11 protein-coding genes, 1 tRNA gene and 3 rRNA genes are annotated in these 18,160 nt (G+C 53.9%); 12 read left to right on the top strand and 3 right to left on the bottom strand.

The features are described 5' to 3' along the window. Positions 1 to 9 precede the first annotated feature (9 nt). The gene (gene rfaH, locus ACA108_21030) at positions 10 to 498 is read right to left on the bottom strand and encodes a transcription/translation regulatory transformer protein RfaH (GenBank protein XEX95765.1); all 489 of its coding nucleotides are present in this window, start codon (positions 496 to 498) and stop codon (positions 10 to 12) included. A gap of 177 nt (positions 499 to 675) precedes the next feature. Here rfaH and ubiD point away from each other — a divergent pair, with 177 nt between their 5' ends. Further along, positions 676 to 2,169 (top strand): 4-hydroxy-3-polyprenylbenzoate decarboxylase, encoded by a 1,494-nt coding sequence (ubiD, locus tag ACA108_21025; protein ID XEX95764.1) that lies wholly within the window; start codon positions 676 to 678, stop codon positions 2,167 to 2,169. 45 nt (positions 2,170 to 2,214) lie between these two features. Then, on the top strand, positions 2,215 to 2,916 hold the full coding sequence (gene fre, locus ACA108_21020) for an NAD(P)H-flavin reductase (GenBank protein XEX95763.1): 702 nt from the start codon (positions 2,215 to 2,217) through the stop codon (positions 2,914 to 2,916). A gap of 107 nt (positions 2,917 to 3,023) precedes the next feature. Here fre and fadA read toward each other — a convergent pair whose 3' ends face one another. Continuing rightward, on the bottom strand, positions 3,024 to 4,187 hold the full coding sequence (gene fadA, locus ACA108_21015) for an acetyl-CoA C-acyltransferase FadA (GenBank protein XEX95762.1): 1,164 nt from the start codon (positions 4,185 to 4,187) through the stop codon (positions 3,024 to 3,026). 9 nt (positions 4,188 to 4,196) lie between these two features. Next, complete coding sequence (gene fadB / locus ACA108_21010; GenBank protein XEX95761.1) at positions 4,197 to 6,386, bottom strand: fatty acid oxidation complex subunit alpha FadB; 2,190 nt, start codon at positions 6,384 to 6,386, stop codon at positions 4,197 to 4,199. A gap of 190 nt (positions 6,387 to 6,576) precedes the next feature. On the opposite strand from fadB, the gene pepQ reads away from it, so the two are divergent. The 10 genes from pepQ (at position 6,577) to birA (ending at position 18,137) form a co-directional block, all read left to right on the top strand. Further along, positions 6,577 to 7,908, top strand: coding sequence for a Xaa-Pro dipeptidase (gene pepQ, locus ACA108_21005; protein ID XEX95760.1), 1,332 nt, complete (start codon positions 6,577 to 6,579; stop codon positions 7,906 to 7,908). Beyond that, positions 7,908 to 8,522, top strand: a complete 615-nt coding sequence (locus ACA108_21000) for an IMPACT family protein (protein ID XEX95759.1) — start codon at positions 7,908 to 7,910, stop codon at positions 8,520 to 8,522. Before pepQ ends, ACA108_21000 begins: the two co-directional genes overlap by 1 nt. Positions 8,523 to 8,564: 42 nt before the next feature. Further along, positions 8,565 to 10,016 (top strand): Trk system potassium transporter TrkH, encoded by a 1,452-nt coding sequence (gene trkH, locus ACA108_20995; GenBank protein XEX95758.1) that lies wholly within the window; start codon positions 8,565 to 8,567, stop codon positions 10,014 to 10,016. Positions 10,017 to 10,028: 12 nt separating this feature from the next. Next, positions 10,029 to 10,562, top strand: coding sequence for a menaquinone-dependent protoporphyrinogen IX dehydrogenase (gene hemG / locus ACA108_20990; GenBank protein XEX95757.1), 534 nt, complete (start codon positions 10,029 to 10,031; stop codon positions 10,560 to 10,562). 399 nt (positions 10,563 to 10,961) lie between these two features. After that, positions 10,962 to 12,501: ribosomal RNA gene (locus tag ACA108_20985) — 16S ribosomal RNA — on the top strand. 86 nt (positions 12,502 to 12,587) lie between these two features. Next, positions 12,588 to 12,663 (top strand) — tRNA-Glu (locus tag ACA108_20980). A gap of 221 nt (positions 12,664 to 12,884) precedes the next feature. Beyond that, positions 12,885 to 15,793 (top strand): 23S ribosomal RNA (locus tag ACA108_20975). A 105-nt stretch (positions 15,794 to 15,898) separates the two neighbouring features. Continuing rightward, positions 15,899 to 16,014 (top strand): 5S ribosomal RNA (gene rrf / locus ACA108_20970). Together the 16S, 23S and 5S rRNA genes with 1 tRNA gene alongside form the textbook arrangement of a ribosomal RNA operon. A gap of 135 nt (positions 16,015 to 16,149) precedes the next feature. Continuing rightward, the gene (gene murB, locus ACA108_20965) at positions 16,150 to 17,178 is read left to right on the top strand and encodes a UDP-N-acetylmuramate dehydrogenase (protein XEX95756.1); all 1,029 of its coding nucleotides are present in this window, start codon (positions 16,150 to 16,152) and stop codon (positions 17,176 to 17,178) included. Then, positions 17,175 to 18,137 carry a bifunctional biotin--[acetyl-CoA-carboxylase] ligase/biotin operon repressor BirA gene (birA, locus tag ACA108_20960; protein XEX95755.1) on the top strand — a complete coding sequence of 321 codons (963 nt, stop codon included), beginning with the start codon at positions 17,175 to 17,177 and terminating at the stop codon, positions 18,135 to 18,137. Before murB ends, birA begins: the two co-directional genes overlap by 4 nt. The last annotated feature ends 23 nt before the right edge of the window (positions 18,138 to 18,160 follow it).

Here is an 18,160-nt window from a genome sequence, read left to right as displayed (position 1 = left end):
CCTTTCGTTTTAAACTTTCCTGAAATCCGTGTTCTTAACGCTCTGCCTGACCTGCTTGTTCAGCAGATTGAGCAGCAGCATAGATCGCGCTTCCCCGTCCGGCTCGCTGAATATCGCTTCCAGCCCTTCGAACGCCCCTTCGGTAATGACCACGCTGTCGCCGGGATAGGGGGTATCCGGGTCGGTAACATTTTCAGGATGGTAGTTAATTAGCTGGTCAATAACGTCTTCCGGGACGCTGGCAGGCTGCGCGCCAAAACGAACGAAATGGCTGACGCCACGGGTAGAATTCACCGTGGTGGTATGGATACTTTCAGGATCGAATTTGACGAACATATAGTTCGGGAACAAAGGCTCGCTGACTGCAGTTCTTTTGCCACGCACCATTTTTTCCAGCGTGATCATCGGAGTAAGGCAGTTCACCGCCTGACGCTCAAGATGCTCTTGCGCCCGCAGCAGCTGTCCTCGTTTACAGTACAGAAGATACCAGGATTCCATAATTTCTCATCTCACCTCATTGAGGGCGGAAGAATAGCAAAAGCCCGTACTGAGAGATACCGACACAAGTATAACCAATCGCCATGCGGTTATTGTCCAGGCTGTTACTCGTTTTTAACAAAAATACAGCATGCTCCGGATGAAGTCCGTATAATGGCGGGCATTCTCAGGGCCAGGATGAATTGCATGAAATACCACGACCTGCGCGACTTTATGACGCTGCTTGAGCAGCGCGGTGAGCTGAAACGTATCTCGATGCCAGTCGATCCGCATCTGGAAATGACTGAAATTGCCGATCGTACGCTTCGCGCAAACGGTCCGGCGCTGCTGTTCGAGAACCCGAAGGGGTACAGCATGCCGGTGCTGTGTAACCTGTTCGGCACGCCGAAGCGAGTGGCAATGGGCATGGGGCAGGAAGATGTCACCGCCCTGCGCGAAGTGGGTAAACTGCTGGCCTTTCTGAAAGAGCCGGAGCCGCCAAAAGGCTTCCGCGACCTTTTCGATAAACTCCCCCAGTTCAAACAAGTGCTGAATATGCCGACCAAAAGGCTGCGCGGCGCGCCCTGTCAGGAACGCATCTGGGAAGGCGATGAAGTGGACCTTTCCCGCATCCCAATCATGCAGTGCTGGCCAGAAGATGCCGCGCCGCTGATTACCTGGGGGCTGACCGTAACGCGCGGTCCGCATAAAGAGCGACAGAACCTGGGGATTTATCGCCAGCAGCTCATCGGTAAAAATAAGCTGATTATGCGCTGGCTGTCCCATCGCGGCGGCGCGCTGGATTTTCAAGAATGGTGCGCGGCGCATCCAGGTGAACGCTTCCCGGTTTCCGTGGCGCTAGGCGCAGATCCGGCTACAATTCTTGGCGCAGTAACGCCGGTGCCGGATACGCTATCTGAATATGCTTTTGCCGGGCTTTTGCGCGGCACAAAAACCGAAGTGGTGAAGTGTCTTTCCAACGATCTCGAAGTCCCGGCCAGCGCTGAAATCGTGCTGGAAGGCTACATCGAACAGGGCGAAATGGCGCCGGAAGGGCCGTATGGTGACCACACGGGCTATTACAATGAAATAGACAGCTTCCCGGTGTTTACCGTCACGCACATTACCCAGCGTGAGGATGCGATTTATCACTCCACCTACACTGGTCGCCCACCGGATGAACCGGCGGTGCTTGGCGTGGCGCTAAACGAAGTCTTCGTGCCAATTCTGCAAAAGCAGTTCCCGGAAATTGTCGATTTCTACCTGCCGCCGGAAGGGTGCTCCTATCGCCTTGCGGTTGTGACCATTAAAAAGCAGTACGCCGGCCACGCGAAGCGCGTGATGATGGGCGTCTGGTCCTTCCTGCGGCAGTTTATGTACACCAAGTTTGTCATTGTATGCGATGACGATGTGAACGCGCGTGACTGGAACGATGTTATCTGGGCCATCACTACGCGTATGGATCCGGCGCGTGATACCGTTCTGGTTGAGAACACTCCGATCGATTATCTGGATTTTGCCTCGCCGGTTTCCGGCCTTGGTTCAAAAATGGGACTGGATGCCACCAATAAATGGCCAGGAGAGACCCAGCGTGAGTGGGGGCGTCCTATCAAAAAAGATGCGGAAGTCTGCGCGCGGATAGATGCAATCTGGGATGAACTGGCTATTTTCGATAACGATAAAGACGCCTGAGGGCGGGTTTACCGTTTAGCATTATTGACCCGACAGAGGGGACGCATGACAACCTTAAGCTGTAAAGTGACCTCGGTAGAAGCGATAACGGACACGGTTTACCGCGTTCGATTACTGCCGGAAGCGGATTTCTCCTTTCAGGCAGGTCAGTATCTGATGGTGGTGATGGACGAGCGTGATAAGCGCCCGTTTTCTATGGCCTCCACGCCGGGCGAGCAGGAGTTTATCGAGCTGCACATCGGAGCCTCGGAGCTGAACCTGTACGCGATGGCCGTCATGGACCGCATCCTGAAAGACAAAGAGATCGTGGTGGATATTCCCCACGGCGACGCCTGGCTGCGTGACGACGAAGAACGCCCTCTGATTTTGATTGCGGGCGGCACTGGTTTCTCCTACGTTCGTTCGATTCTGCTGACGGCGCTGGAGCGCAATCCACAACGTGAAATCGCAATTTACTGGGGCGGGCGTGAAGAGAAGCATCTTTACGATCTGGCCGAGCTGGAGGCGCTTTCGGTTCAGCATGAAAATCTGCGTGTTGAAGCGGTGGTTGAGCAACCTGAAGGCGAGTGGCGCGGACGAAATGGCACCGTATTAACGGCGGTCATGCAGGATTACGGTACGCTGAGCGGGCACGATATCTATATCGCAGGGCGCTTTGAGATGGCGAAAATTGCCCGTGAACTGTTCTGCAACGAGCGTGGTGCCAATCCCGAGCGTATGTTTGGCGATGCCTTCGCGTTTATCTGACGCCATAAAAAACCCGCCCCTGACAGGCGGGAAGAACGGCAACTAAACTCTGCGAAGCTGTTTCTTTAAGGCGGATAAGCGTAAGCGCCATCCGCCGCTATCACCCTTTAAACCCTTTCTATAACAGTAGCGATCCCCTGACCTAATCCAATACACATCGTGGCAAGTCCGAACTGCGCATCGCGACGCTCCATCAGGTTAAGCAGCGTGGTGCTGATACGCGCGCCGGAGCAGCCGAGCGGGTGGCCCAGCGAAATGGCACCGCCGTTCAGGTTGATCTTCTGGTCGATCTGCTCCATCAGCCCCAGATCCTTGATGCACGGCAGGACCTGCGCCGCAAAGGCTTCATTCATTTCGAACAGGTCGATATCTGAAGCTGTCAGGCCTGCCTTCTTCAGCGCCATTTTCGACGCCGGCACCGGGCCGTAGCCCATGATCGACGGATCGCAGCCGACGACCGCCATTGAGCGGATACGGGCGCGAATAGTCAGGCCTAAATCTCTGGCGCGTGATTCGCTCATCAGCAGCATGGCTGCGGCACCGTCAGACAGGGCAGAAGATGTCCCCGCCGTGACCGTCCCGTTGACCGGATCGAACGCTGGTCTAAGCTGCGACAGCCCTTCTACGGTAGTTTCCGGGCGAATAACTTCGTCGTAATCAAAGCGCTTTAGCACGCCGTCAGCATCGTGGCCGCTGGTGGCAACAATCTCATTTTTGAAATGGCCAGCCTCGGTTGCAGCCCAGGCGCGCTGGTGGGAGCGGGCGGCAAACTGATCCTGCATCTCGCGGCTGATGCCGTGCATGCGGGCCAGCATTTCTGCGGTTAACCCCATCATGCCCGCCGCCTTCGCGACGTTGCGGCTAAGGCCAGGATGGAAATCAACGCCGTGGCTCATCGGCACGTGGCCCATGTGTTCCACGCCGCCAATCAGGCAGGCATGGGCATCACCGGTCTGAATCATACGGGCTGCATCGTGCAGCGCCTGCATGGAAGAGCCGCACAGGCGGTTCACGGTGACTGCCGGAACCGAATGCGGAATCTCTGCCAGCAGGGCGGCGTTACGCCCGATGTTAAAACCCTGCTCCAGAGTCTGCTGCACGCAGCCCCAGTAAATATCATCCAGCGCGGCGGCTTCCAGAGCCGGGTTACGGGACAGAATGCTGCGCATCAGATGGGCAGAAAGATCTTCCGCACGGACGTTACGGAACGCCCCGCCCTTAGAACGGCCCATCGGGGTGCGGATGGCATCAATAATTACAACCTTTTCCATGATCACTCCTCAGGCGCTTTTCAGGTCGGTGGCCGGGCGTGCTGGCTCAACCGGTGGATAATAAGGCTCGTTACGGGACGCTTTTGCACGCAGACCGTCCGGCACCAGGTAGAGCGGGCCAAGATGCTCATACTGCTGCGCCATGTCGAGATACTTCGTGCTGCCAATCGTGTCCAGCCAGCGGAACGCGCCGCCGTGGAACGGAGGGAAGCCCAGGCCGTAAACCAGCGCCATGTCCGCTTCTGCGGGGCTGGCAATAATGCCTTCTTCCAGACAGCGCACGACTTCGTTGACCATCGGGATCATCATACGGGCGATAATCTCTTCATCGCTGAAACCTTGGCGCGGCTTGCTGACGTCCGCCAGCAGCGCGTCCGTGGATTCATCCTGCTCTTTGCGCGGCTTGCCTTTGCTGTCTTCTTTATAACGATAGAAACCCTGTTGCGTTTTCTGGCCGTAGCGGCCTGCGTCGAACATGGTATCAATCGCATCGCGATAATCTTTCTGCATCCGCTGTGGGAAGCCAACGGCCATCACGGCCTGCGCGTGGTGCGCGGTATCGATGCCCACAACGTCCAGCAGATAAGCCGGGCCCATCGGCCAGCCAAACTGTTTTTCCATCACCTTGTCGATCTGGCGGAAGTCCGCGCCGTCGCGCATCAGCTGGCTGAAGCCTGCAAAGTACGGGAACAGCACGCGGTTAACAAAGAAGCCAGCGCAGTCGTTAACCACGATTGGCGTTTTGCCCATCTTGCTGGCCCATGCCACGACGGTCGCCACGGTTTGCTCAGACGTTTTCTCGCCGCGAATCACTTCAACCAGCGGCATACGGTGCACCGGGTTAAAGAAGTGCATGCCGCAGAAGTTTTCCGGGCGCTTCAGGCTGTTAGCCAGCTCGCTGATTGGGATGGTAGAGGTGTTAGAAGCCAGCACGGTATCCGGGCGAACTTTATCTTCCACTTCCGCCAGCACGGCTTTCTTCACTTTCGGGTTTTCGACAACGGCTTCCACGACCACATCAACTCGCTCGAAACCTGCGTAATCAAGCGTTGGATGGATGGTGGCAATCACGCCCGCCAGCTTCATGCCGTCGATTTTGCCGCGTTCCAGCTGTTTATTAAGAAGCTTGCTGGCTTCGTTCATACCCAGCGTCAGCGACCTGTCGTTAATATCCTTCATTAATACCGGCACGCCCTTCCAGGCGGACTGATAAGCAATGCCGCCACCCATGATCCCGGCGCCGAGTACGGCAGCCTGTTTCGGGGTTTCGGTATTTTTGGTCAGTTTCTTAGCCTGACTTTTAACGTACTGGTCATTAAGGAAAATCCCAACCAGCGCACGGGCTTCATCAGAGCGGGCCAGAGGCACAAAGCTTTGCGTCTCCAGCTGTAGTGCTTCGTCGCGGCCCAGCTTTGCGGCAGCTTCGATAGTTTTCACGGCGGTCATCGGGGCAGGGTAGTGCTTGCCCGCAATCTGCATCACCATGCTTTTGGCGATGGTGAAGCTCATGGTCGCTTCGATTTTGCTGAGCTTCAGCGGCTGAAGCTTGGGCGCGCGTTTTGCTTTCCAGTCCAGATCGCCGTTAATTGCCTGGCGCAGGACGGCAATCGCGCCGTCACGCAGTTTCTCCGCTTTTACTACGCCGTCGACCAGGCCGATTTTCAGTGCTTCATCAGCGCTGACGTCTTTGCCTGCGGTGATAATTTCCAGCGCGCTGTCTGCGCCCAATAAACGCGGCAGGCGAACGGAGCCGCCAAAGCCCGGCATAATGCCCAGCTTGGTTTCCGGCAGGCCAATGCGCGCGTCCGGCGTTGCCAGGCGATAATCGGTTGCAAGCACACACTCACATCCACCGCCCAGCGCGTAGCCGTTAACGGCGGCGATTGTCGGGACCGGCAGATCTTCCAGGCGGTTGAAAACGCCGTTGGCAAACTGCAGCCAGTGGGTCAGCTGTTCGGCAGGAACCTGGAACAGCGACAGGAATTCGGTAATGTCTGCGCCAACGATAAACGCGGCTTTGCTGGAACTTAGCAGCAGGCCTTTAAGCCCGCTCTGCTTTTCCAGCACGTCGAGCGCGTGGCCGAGGCTGGCGACGGTCGCGGTGTCGAGTTTGTTAACCGAGCCGGGCGCATCAAACACCAGTTCTGCGATGCTATCTTCCAGCCAGTCGAGATGTAGGGTTTCACCTTGGTAGAGCATGTCAGTCTCCTGAATCCTGCAATGGGATCTGGTCGTACCAGATGAAGGGGAGTGTGGAATTGATGTTAATGAAATGCAAATAAGTCTTTAAATATTTGCAGCGGTGATCACAGGCCCCGGAAATAAGTCGGCTGAGTTCTGGTGTGCTAAGATGCGTGGCGAACACATCATAAAAACAGAAGGGTAAATCATGGATTCACTGGCCTCGCTTTATAAAGATCATGTGGCAACCTTGCAGGAGCGCACCCGCAATGTCCTGGCGCGTTTTAACCTTGATGCGCTGTTAATTCACTCCGGAGAGCTGTTCAACGTCTTCCTTGACGACCATGCATATCCGTTCAAAGTGAACCCGCAGTTCAAGGCCTGGGTACCGGTGACTCAGGTGCCAAACTGCTGGCTGCTGGTGGATGGCGTTAACAAACCGAAATTATGGTTCTACCTGCCGGTGGACTACTGGCATAACGTAGAGCCGCTGCCTGAGTCCTTCTGGACAGAAGATATTGACGTGGTCGCGCTGCCGAAGGCGGACGGCATTGGTAGCCAGCTTCCCGCCGCCCGCGGCAATATCGGCTATATTGGCCCGGTGCCGGAGCGCGCTTTGCAGCTTGATATTCAGGCGGCGAACATCAACCCGAAAGGGGTTATCGACTACCTGCACTACCATCGCGCTTATAAGACTGACTACGAGCTGGCGTGTATGCGTGAAGCCCAGAAGACTGCCGTAGTGGGTCATCAGGCTGCCCATGAAGCGTTCCTGTCAGGCATGAGCGAGTTCGACATTAACCAGGCCTACCTGACCGCAACCGGACACCGTGATACCGATGTGCCTTACGGCAACATCGTGGCGCTGAACGAACACGCTTCGGTACTGCATTACACTAAGCTGGATCATCGCGCACCGGCTGAAATGCGCAGCTTCCTGCTGGACGCTGGTGCGGAATACAACGGTTATGCCGCTGACCTCACCCGTACCTGGGCAGCCAACGGTGACAGCGACTACGCTCAGCTTATCAAGGATATGAACGCCGAAGAGCTGGCGTTGATCGATACGCTGAAAGCAGGCGTGCGCTATACCGACTATCACGTCCAGTTCCATCAGCGCCTTGCTAAGCTGCTGCGCCGCCATCAGCTGGTTAACGACATCAGCGAAGAGGCGATGGTCGAAACCGGGATCACCGGACCATTTATGCCGCACGGTATTGGCCATCCGCTCGGGTTACAGGTGCATGATGTTGCAGGCTTTATGCAGGATGACACCGGCACGCATCTTGCGGCTCCGTCCCAGTATCCGTACCTGCGGTGCACCCGCATGCTTGAACCGCGCATGGTGTTAACCATCGAGCCGGGGATCTACTTTATCGAATCCCTGCTTGCGCCGTGGCGTGAAGGGCAGTACAGCAAGCATTTCAACTGGCAGAAAATCGAAGCGATGAAGCCGTTCGGCGGCATTCGTATCGAAGACAACGTGGTTATCCACGAAAACAGCCTCGAAAACATGACCCGCGACCAGAAACTGGCGTAATGGACAGCTGGCCGATCCCCGCAGAACCTGTTTCTGTCAGCGAGGAAATCAAGAAAAGCCGCTTTATCACCCTGATAGCTCATACTGATGGGGTTGAGGCGGCGAAAGGTTTTGTGGAAAACGTCAGGTCTCAGCATCCCGACGCCCGGCATCACTGCTGGGCCTGGGTTGCTGGCGCGCCGGATGATTCGCAAAAGCTTGGGTTTTCAGATGATGGAGAACCTGCCGGGACGGCCGGTAAACCGATGCTCGCGCAGCTAATGGGCAGCGGTATTGGCGAGCTGACCGCCGTTGTGGTGCGCTACTCCGGCGGCATTAAGCTTGGCACGGGTGGCCTGGTCAAAGCCTATGGCGGCGGTGTGCAGCAGGCGCTAAATCAGCTGCCGACCCTCCTTAAAGTGCCGCTGACCGAATATACTTTGCAATGTGATTACGCCCAGCTGGCGGGAATAGATGCTTTACTCAAGCAATATGAAGGGCTTATCGTCGACAGTGACTTTCAGGCATCGGTATTGTTAAAAGTGGCGTTGCCGAGTAGCCAGCAGCCCGGGTTTTCAGCAAGGCTTGCGGATTTTAGCCGTGGCGCATTGCATTTATTGCCGATTGAAGAATAATCCCCACCTCGCAATTATTTGATATTTAAGGAAGCGGCTGAAATGCATTTTCGTGCCATAACCCGAATCGTTGGTCTGCTGGTCATCCTGTTCTCCGGGACCATGATAATCCCGGGGCTGGTCGCCTTGATTTACCGCGATGGTGCTGGCCGCGCCTTTACACAGACTTTCTTCGTCGCGTTGGTGATTGGCTCGCTGCTGTGGTGGCCAAACCGTCGCGAGAAAAACGAGCTCAAGCCGCGTGAAGGGTTCCTGATCGTCGTACTGTTCTGGACCGTGCTGGGTAGCGTGGGGGCCTTGCCGTTTATCTTCTCAGAAAGGCCAAACCTGACGGTCACCGACGCCTTCTTTGAATCGTTCTCCGGTTTAACGACCACGGGCGCAACCACACTGGTGGGTCTGGACACGCTTCCTCACGCCATTCTCTTTTACCGGCAGATGCTGCAATGGTTTGGCGGCATGGGGATCATCGTGCTGGCCGTCGCTATCCTGCCTATTCTCGGCGTGGGGGGAATGCAGCTTTATCGCGCTGAAATGCCCGGGCCGCTGAAAGATAATAAAATGCGCCCACGCATTGCGGATACAGCGAAAACGCTTTGGCTTATCTATGTCCTGCTGACGGTCGCCTGCGCGGCAGCGCTGTGGTTTGCGGGTATGCCGATGTTCGATGCGATAGGGCATAGCTTCTCGACTATCTCCATCGGCGGCTTTTCAACGCATGATGCCAGCGTGGGCTATTTTAATAACCCAACAATCAACTCCATTATTGCCGTCTTTCTGCTGATCTCGGGCTGTAACTATGGCCTGCACTTCTCGCTGCTGAGCGGGCGTAGCCTCAAAGTTTACTGGCGCGATCCTGAGTTTCGTATGTTTATCGGCGTGCAGCTCACGCTGGTCATCATCTGCACCCTGGTTCTGTTCCTGCATAATACCTACGGATCTGTACTGCAAACGCTGAACCAGGCGTTCTTCCAGGTTGTCTCAATGGCTACCACGGCGGGCTTCACGACAGACAGTATTGCCCGCTGGCCGCTGTTCCTGCCGGTGCTGCTGCTTTGCTCTGCTTTTATCGGCGGCTGTGCGGGTTCAACCGGCGGTGGCCTGAAGGTGATTCGTATCCTCCTGCTGTTCAAACAGGGGAATCGTGAATTAAAAAGGCTGGTGCACCCGAACGCGGTATACAGCATCAAGCTGGGTAACCGGGCGCTGCCGGAACGTATCCTCGAAGCGGTGTGGGGCTTCTTCTCTGCGTATGCATTAGTGTTCATCCTCAGCATGCTGGCGATTATCGCCACGGGCGTTGATGACTTCTCTGCGTTTGCCTCGGTTGCGGCAACGCTCAATAACCTTGGGCCTGGGCTGGGCGTGGTGGCGGACAACTTCGCCAGCATGAACCCGGTGGCCAAATGGATCCTGATCGGCAACATGCTGTTTGGTCGTCTGGAAGTGTTTACTTTATTAGTACTGTTCACGCCAACCTTTTGGCGAGAGTAACCGGAGCCTGTAGTGAAAACTTTAATTCTGTTTTCGACCCGTGATGGTCAAACCCGTGAAATCGCTTCTTATATAAGTTCCGAGCTTAAAGAGCTGGGCGTGGAGAGTGATGTGGTGAATCTGCATCGCTGCGAAGAGATTACCTGGAGCAATTACGATCGCGTGATTATTGGTGCTTCCATACGTTATGGTCACTTCCACTCTTCAGTAGATGCTTTTGTGAAAAAGCATCTACTGGCATTGCAGGCAATCCCAAGTGCTTTCTTCTCCGTCAACCTTGTAGCACGAAAGCCTGAGAAGCGTTCTCCACAAACTAACTCCTATACGCGCAAGTTTCTTCTTAGCTCTCCGTGGCAGCCAGATCACTGCGCCGTGTTCGCCGGAGCCCTGCGCTACCCGCGTTATGGCTGGTTAGATCGCTTCATGATTCGCTTAATTATGAAAATGACCGGCGGCGAAACGGATACCAGAAAAGAAGTTGTTTATACCGACTGGCAGCAGGTAGCGCGTTTTGCCCACGAAATAGCACATTTAACCACCAAATAGCGTTCAAAATGCGCGGGTTGATGAAAAAAAATGCGGTCAGTAATAATTTTGAAATAAACCCTTGTCACGCTCCGAAAAATCCCTATACTGCGCCTCCACTGACACGGCACAACGGCTTACAAACCGGCCCGTCAGGCGAAGTGAAGCAAGAAATAAATGCTTGACTACGTAGCGGGGAAGCGTAATATGCACAGCCCGCGCCACCGAAGATTGTGGCACTGCTCTTTAACAATTTATCAGACAATCTGTGTGGGCACTCGCAGGATTGATATCTCAGCATCTCCGGATGCAAAAAAATATCAAGTCTTGAAGAGTGACCAAGCAGTAATTCATTTAGTTGAATTATTACGAAAGTTAATTTTTGAGCACCGCTTCACGAGTTGAAGCAAATCAAGCTTTTAATTGAAGAGTTTGATCATGGCTCAGATTGAACGCTGGCGGCAGGCCTAACACATGCAAGTCGAGCGGTAGCACAGGGAGCTTGCTCCTGGGTGACGAGCGGCGGACGGGTGAGTAATGTCTGGGAAACTGCCTGATGGAGGGGGATAACTACTGGAAACGGTAGCTAATACCGCATAACGTCGCAAGACCAAAGAGGGGGACCTTCGGGCCTCTTGCCATCAGATGTGCCCAGATGGGATTAGCTAGTAGGTGGGGTAATGGCTCACCTAGGCGACGATCCCTAGCTGGTCTGAGAGGATGACCAGCCACACTGGAACTGAGACACGGTCCAGACTCCTACGGGAGGCAGCAGTGGGGAATATTGCACAATGGGCGCAAGCCTGATGCAGCCATGCCGCGTGTATGAAGAAGGCCTTCGGGTTGTAAAGTACTTTCAGCGAGGAGGAAGGCATAAAGCTTAATACGCTTTGTGATTGACGTTACTCGCAGAAGAAGCACCGGCTAACTCCGTGCCAGCAGCCGCGGTAATACGGAGGGTGCAAGCGTTAATCGGAATTACTGGGCGTAAAGCGCACGCAGGCGGTTTGTTAAGTCAGATGTGAAATCCCCGGGCTCAACCTGGGAACTGCATTTGAAACTGGCAAGCTTGAGTCTTGTAGAGGGGGGTAGAATTCCAGGTGTAGCGGTGAAATGCGTAGAGATCTGGAGGAATACCGGTGGCGAAGGCGGCCCCCTGGACAAAGACTGACGCTCAGGTGCGAAAGCGTGGGGAGCAAACAGGATTAGATACCCTGGTAGTCCACGCCGTAAACGATGTCGACTTGGAGGTTGTTCCCTTGAGGAGTGGCTTCCGGAGCTAACGCGTTAAGTCGACCGCCTGGGGAGTACGGCCGCAAGGTTAAAACTCAAATGAATTGACGGGGGCCCGCACAAGCGGTGGAGCATGTGGTTTAATTCGATGCAACGCGAAGAACCTTACCTACTCTTGACATCCAGAGAACTTTCCAGAGATGGATTGGTGCCTTCGGGAACTCTGAGACAGGTGCTGCATGGCTGTCGTCAGCTCGTGTTGTGAAATGTTGGGTTAAGTCCCGCAACGAGCGCAACCCTTATCCTTTGTTGCCAGCGGTTCGGCCGGGAACTCAAAGGAGACTGCCAGTGATAAACTGGAGGAAGGTGGGGATGACGTCAAGTCATCATGGCCCTTACGAGTAGGGCTACACACGTGCTACAATGGCGCATACAAAGAGAAGCGACCTCGCGAGAGCAAGCGGACCTCATAAAGTGCGTCGTAGTCCGGATCGGAGTCTGCAACTCGACTCCGTGAAGTCGGAATCGCTAGTAATCGTAGATCAGAATGCTACGGTGAATACGTTCCCGGGCCTTGTACACACCGCCCGTCACACCATGGGAGTGGGTTGCAAAAGAAGTAGGTAGCTTAACCTTCGGGAGGGCGCTTACCACTTTGTGATTCATGACTGGGGTGAAGTCGTAACAAGGTAACCGTAGGGGAACCTGCGGTTGGATCACCTCCTTACCTGAAAGATACGAACTTGCGTAGTGCTCACACAGATTGTCTGATGAAAGTAAAGAAGCAAGGCGTCTTGCGATTGAGACTTCAGTGTCCCCTTCGTCTAGAGGCCCAGGACACCGCCCTTTCACGGCGGTAACAGGGGTTCGAATCCCCTAGGGGACGCCACTTGCTGGTTTGTGAGTGAAAGTCGCCGACCTCAATATCTCAAAACTGACTCTCTGAGTTATGTTTGAGATATTTGCTCTTTAAAAATCCGGAACAAGCTGAAAATTGAAACGACATGTCGTCTCATTCCTCCGTAATAAGGAATGGGAATACGATATGTTCGAGTCTCTCAAATTTTCACAACATACGATTGTGTCTTACGAGACACCTTCGGGTTGTGAGGTTAAGCGACTAAGCGTACACGGTGGATGCCCTGGCAGTCAGAGGCGATGAAGGACGTGCTAATCTGCGATAAGCGTCGGTAAGGTGATATGAACCGTTATAACCGGCGATTTCCGAATGGGGAAACCCAGTGTGTTTCGACACACTATCGTTAAGTGAATACATAGCTTAACGAAGCGAACCGGGGGAACTGAAACATCTAAGTACCCCGAGGAAAAGAAATCAACCGAGATTCCCCCAGTAGCGGCGAGCGAACGGGGAACAGCCCAGAACCTGAATCAGTTTGTGTGTTAGTGGAAGCGTCTGGAAAGTCGCAGGGTACAGGGTGATACTCCCGTACACTAAAATGCACATACTGTGAGTTCGAAGAGTAGGGCGGGACACGTGGTATCCTGTCTGAATATGGGGGGACCATCCTCCAAGGCTAAATACTCCTGACTGACCGATAGTGAACCAGTACCGTGAGGGAAAGGCGAAAAGAACCCCGGCGAGGGGAGTGAAACAGAACCTGAAACCGTGTACGTACAAGCAGTGGGAGCCTCTTTTATGGGGTGACTGCGTACCTTTTGTATAATGGGTCAGCGACTTATATTCTGTAGCAAGGTTAACCGTATAGGGGAGCCGCAGGGAAACCGAGTCTTAACTGGGCGTTAAGTTGCAGGGTATAGACCCGAAACCCGGTGATCTAGCCATGGGCAGGTTGAAGGTTGGGTAACACTAACTGGAGGACCGAACCGACTAATGTTGAAAAATTAGCGGATGACTTGTGGCTGGGGGTGAAAGGCCAATCAAACCGGGAGATAGCTGGTTCTCCCCGAAAGCTATTTAGGTAGCGCCTCGTGAACTCATCTTCGGGGGTAGAGCACTGTTTCGGCTAGGGGGCCATCCCGGCTTACCAACCCGATGCAAACTACGAATACCGAAGAATGTTATCACGGGAGACACACGGCGGGTGCTAACGTCCGTCGTGAAGAGGGAAACAACCCAGACCGCCAGCTAAGGTCCCAAAGTCATGGTTAAGTGGGAAACGATGTGGGAAGGCACAGACAGCCAGGATGTTGGCTTAGAAGCAGCCATCATTTAAAGAAAGCGTAATAGCTCACTGGTCGAGTCGGCCTGCGCGGAAGATGTAACGGGGCTAAACCATGCACCGAAGCTGCGGCAGCGACGCTTATGCGTTGTTGGGTAGGGGAGCGTTCTGTAAGCCGTCGAAGGTGGACTGTGAGGTCTGCTGGAGGTATCAGAAGTGCGAATGCTGACATAAGTAACGATAAAGCGGGTGAAAAACCCGCTCGCCGGAAGACCAAGGGTTCCTGTCCAACGTTAATCGGGGCAGGGTGAGTCGACCCCTAAGGCGAGGCCGAAAGGCGTAGTCGATGGGAAACAGGTTAATATTCCTGTACTCGGTGTTACTGCGAAGGGGGGACGGAGAGGGCTATGTTAGCCGGGCGACGGTTGTCCCGGTTTAAGCATGTAGGCGGGAGTTTTAGGTAAATCCGGAACTCTATCTAACGCTGAGGTGTGATGACGAGGCACTACGGTGCTGAAGTAACAAATGCCGCACTTCCAGGAAAAGCCTCTAAGCATCAGGTAACATCAAATCGTACCCCAAACCGACACAGGTGGTCAGGTAGAGAATACCAAGGCGCTTGAGAGAACTCGGGTGAAGGAACTAGGCAAAATGGTGCCGTAACTTCGGGAGAAGGCACGCTGCTGGTAGGTGAAGGGACTTGCTCCTGGAGCTGAAGGCAGTCGAAGATACCAGCTGGCTGCAACTGTTTATTAAAAACACAGCACTGTGCAAACACGAAAGTGGACGTATACGGTGTGACGCCTGCCCGGTGCCGGAAGGTTAATTGATGGGGTTAAGCGCAAGCTGAAGCTCTTGATCGAAGCCCCGGTAAACGGCGGCCGTAACTATAACGGTCCTAAGGTAGCGAAATTCCTTGTCGGGTAAGTTCCGACCTGCACGAATGGCGTAATGATGGCCAGGCTGTCTCCACCCGAGACTCAGTGAAATTGAACTCGCTGTGAAGATGCAGTGTACCCGCGGCAAGACGGAAAGACCCCGTGAACCTTTACTATAGCTTGACACTGAACACTGGTCCTTGATGTGTAGGATAGGTGGGAGGCTTTGAAGCGAGGACGCCAGTTCTTGTGGAGCCAACCTTGAAATACCACCCTTTAATGGCTGGTGTTCTAACGTAGACCCGTAATCCGGGTTGCGGACAGTGTCTGGTGGGTAGTTTGACTGGGGCGGTCTCCTCCTAAAGCGTAACGGAGGAGCACGAAGGTTAGCTAATCACGGTCGGACATCGTGAGGTTAGTGCAAAGGCATAAGCTAGCTTGACTGCGAGAGTGACGGCTCGAGCAGGTGCGAAAGCAGGTCTTAGTGATCCGGTGGTTCTGAATGGAAGGGCCATCGCTCAACGGATAAAAGGTACTCCGGGGATAACAGGCTGATACCGCCCAAGAGTTCATATCGACGGCGGTGTTTGGCACCTCGATGTCGGCTCATCACATCCTGGGGCTGAAGTAGGTCCCAAGGGTATGGCTGTTCGCCATTTAAAGTGGTACGCGAGCTGGGTTTAGAACGTCGTGAGACAGTTCGGTCCCTATCTGCCGTGGGCGCTGGAGAATTGAGGGGGGCTGCTCCTAGTACGAGAGGACCGGAGTGGACGCATCACTGGTGTTCGGGTTGTCATGCCAATGGCATTGCCCGGTAGCTAAATGCGGAAAAGATAAGCGCTGAAAGCATCTAAGCGCGAAACTTGCCCCGAGATGAATTCTCCCTGACTCCTTGAGAGTCCTGAAGGAACGTTGAAGACTACGACGTTGATAGGCTGGGTGTGTAAGCGTAGCGATACGTTGAGCTAACCAGTACTAATGATCCGTGAGGCTTAACCTTACAACACCGAAGGTGTTTTGGTGAGAGAGATTTGATTTTCAGCTGAATGTTCCAGATTTAAGTTGATGGTTATACGGAAGTATAACGGTCAATACACAGAATATGCCTGGCGGCACTAGCGCGGTGGTCCCACCTGACCCCATGCCGAACTCAGAAGTGAAACGCCGTAGCGCCGATGGTAGTGTGGGGTCTCCCCATGCGAGAGTAGGGAACTGCCAGGCTCCAAACAAGTAAAAAGCCCTGTACTCTGTACAGGGCTTTTTGCCGTCTGCAATTTAATCATCATTCCGCCATACAAGCCAAGCTCAGCCAGATAAGGTAAACTAACCGCGTTTAAACTCGGGAAAGATACCACTATGAGCTCCTCACTTAAGTCCTTCAATACTTTCGGCATTCAGGCCAGCGCTTCACGGATTGTCATTGCACAGACCGTGCAACAGCTTACAGAAGCATGGAATGATGCGCTTCTGGCTCAGCAGCCTGTTTTGATCCTGGGTGAGGGAAGCAATGTTCTCTTCCTGGAGGATTTCAGCGGTACCGTCATAGTGAATCGCATTGCCGGTATCGAGGTGGCTGAAAAGGACGATGCGTGGTATCTACATGTTGGTGCAGGTGAAAACTGGCATCACCTCGTTGAGTACACGTTGACAAATGGGATGCCGGGGCTGGAGAATCTTGCGCTCATTCCCGGCTGTGTAGGCTCTTCCCCGATACAGAATATTGGCGCCTATGGTGTTGAGCTCAAACAGGTGTGTGATTACGTGGATTGTGTAGATCTGCGCAGCGGTGAAATGCAGCGGTTGAACAATGCAGAGTGTCAGTTTGGCTACCGTGACAGTATCTTCAAACACGATTTGCAGGATAATTTTGCAATCACAGCCGTAGGACTACGGCTGCCTAAAACATGGCAGCCTGTGCTCACATATGGTGATTTAGCCAAACTGGATCCCGCGAAGGTTACCCCGAAGACAGTTTTTGATGCTGTTTGCCATATGCGAACAACTAAGCTTCCGGATCCGCGCATTAATGGAAATGCTGGTAGCTTCTTTAAAAACCCCGTTATTCCCGCAGAAATTGCAACAGAGCTGCTAAGCGCTTACTCCACTGCGCCCAACTATCCACAGGCGGATGGCTCCACGAAGCTGGCCGCCGGATGGCTTATCGACCAATGCCAGCTTAAGGGCTATCAAATTGGCGGCGCAGCCGTTCACCGCCAGCAGGCGCTGGTCCTCATCAACGTAGAGAATGCAGTTAGCCAGGATGTTGTTAACCTGGCGCATTACATTCGTCAGCGAGTAGGGGAAAAATTTAACGTATGGCTGGAACCTGAAGTCCGATTCATTGGTTCAAAAGGTGAAGTCAGTGCCGTGGAGACGATAGCGTGAAAGACAATAAAATACCTTTAACCCTGATTAGTATCCTTGCGGATGGCGAGTTTCATTCAGGTGAGCAGCTTGGTGAAAAGCTTGGCATGAGCCGCGCGGCAATCAATAAGCATATCCAAACGTTAAGGGACTGGGGGGTGGATGTATTCACCGTACCGGGTAAAGGGTACAGCCTGCCTGACCCAATCCAGCTGCTCGATGAGTCTCTGATCAAATCGCAGGTAGCAAAGGGCTCCGTGGCGGTACTGCCGGTCATTGACTCTACGAACCAATATTTACTGGAGCGGCTTGATAGCCTCCAGTCAGGTGATGCCTGCATCGCTGAATATCAACAGGCAGGACGTGGCCGAAGAGGCAGACAGTGGTTTTCCCCGTTTGGCGCTAATCTCTATCTTTCCATGTACTGGCGCCTGGAACAGGGCCCGGCTGCGGCAGTTGGTTTGAGCCTGGTTATTGGCATCGTGATGGCTGAAGTGCTCCGCGAACTTGGTGCTGAAGATGTCAGGGTGAAATGGCCAAACGATCTCTATCTTAACGACAGAAAACTGGCCGGCATACTTGTCGAGTTGACGGGTAAAACCGGCGATGCTGCCCAGATTGTTATCGGTGCAGGGATTAATCTTGCCATGCGTAATGTGGCCACTGATGTAATCAATCAGGGGTGGATTAACCTCCAGGAAGCAGGAATTGAAATCGACCGGAATGCGCTGGCGGTTACCTTGCTTCAGAAACTACGTGCGGCGTTAATACTCTTCGAACAGGAAGGTCTCGTGCCATTCTTATCCCGCTGGGAGGCACTCGATAATTACTTAAATCGCCAGGTTAAATTAATAATCGGCGATCGTGAGATTTACGGTATTTCCCGCGGAATAAACGAGCAGGGTGCCCTGTTATTAGAGCAGGATGGAATTATTAAGCCTTGGGTAGGTGGAGAGATTTCATTACGCGGTGTGAAATAATTAAATGGGGGATAGCCCCCCAT

This window comes from Dryocola sp. LX212 (genome assembly GCA_041504365.1).
In the GTDB taxonomy this organism is placed as follows: domain Bacteria; phylum Pseudomonadota; class Gammaproteobacteria; order Enterobacterales; family Enterobacteriaceae; genus Dryocola.
This window is presented reverse-complemented; position numbering and strand designations above follow the sequence as displayed.

Coding starts and splice junctions, on each gene's coding strand:
- rfaH (XEX95765.1), bottom strand. CDS start 498: ATGGAATCCTGGTATCTTCTGTACTGTAAACGAGGACAGCTGCTGCGG.
- ubiD (XEX95764.1), top strand. CDS start 676: ATGAATTGCATGAAATACCACGACCTGCGCGACTTTATGACGCTGCTT.
- fre (XEX95763.1), top strand. CDS start 2,215: ATGACAACCTTAAGCTGTAAAGTGACCTCGGTAGAAGCGATAACGGAC.
- fadA (XEX95762.1), bottom strand. CDS start 4,187: ATGGAAAAGGTTGTAATTATTGATGCCATCCGCACCCCGATGGGCCGT.
- fadB (XEX95761.1), bottom strand. CDS start 6,386: ATGCTCTACCAAGGTGAAACCCTACATCTCGACTGGCTGGAAGATAGC.
- pepQ (XEX95760.1), top strand. CDS start 6,577: ATGGATTCACTGGCCTCGCTTTATAAAGATCATGTGGCAACCTTGCAG.
- ACA108_21000 (XEX95759.1), top strand. CDS start 7,908: ATGGACAGCTGGCCGATCCCCGCAGAACCTGTTTCTGTCAGCGAGGAA.
- trkH (XEX95758.1), top strand. CDS start 8,565: ATGCATTTTCGTGCCATAACCCGAATCGTTGGTCTGCTGGTCATCCTG.
- murB (XEX95756.1), top strand. CDS start 16,150: ATGAGCTCCTCACTTAAGTCCTTCAATACTTTCGGCATTCAGGCCAGC.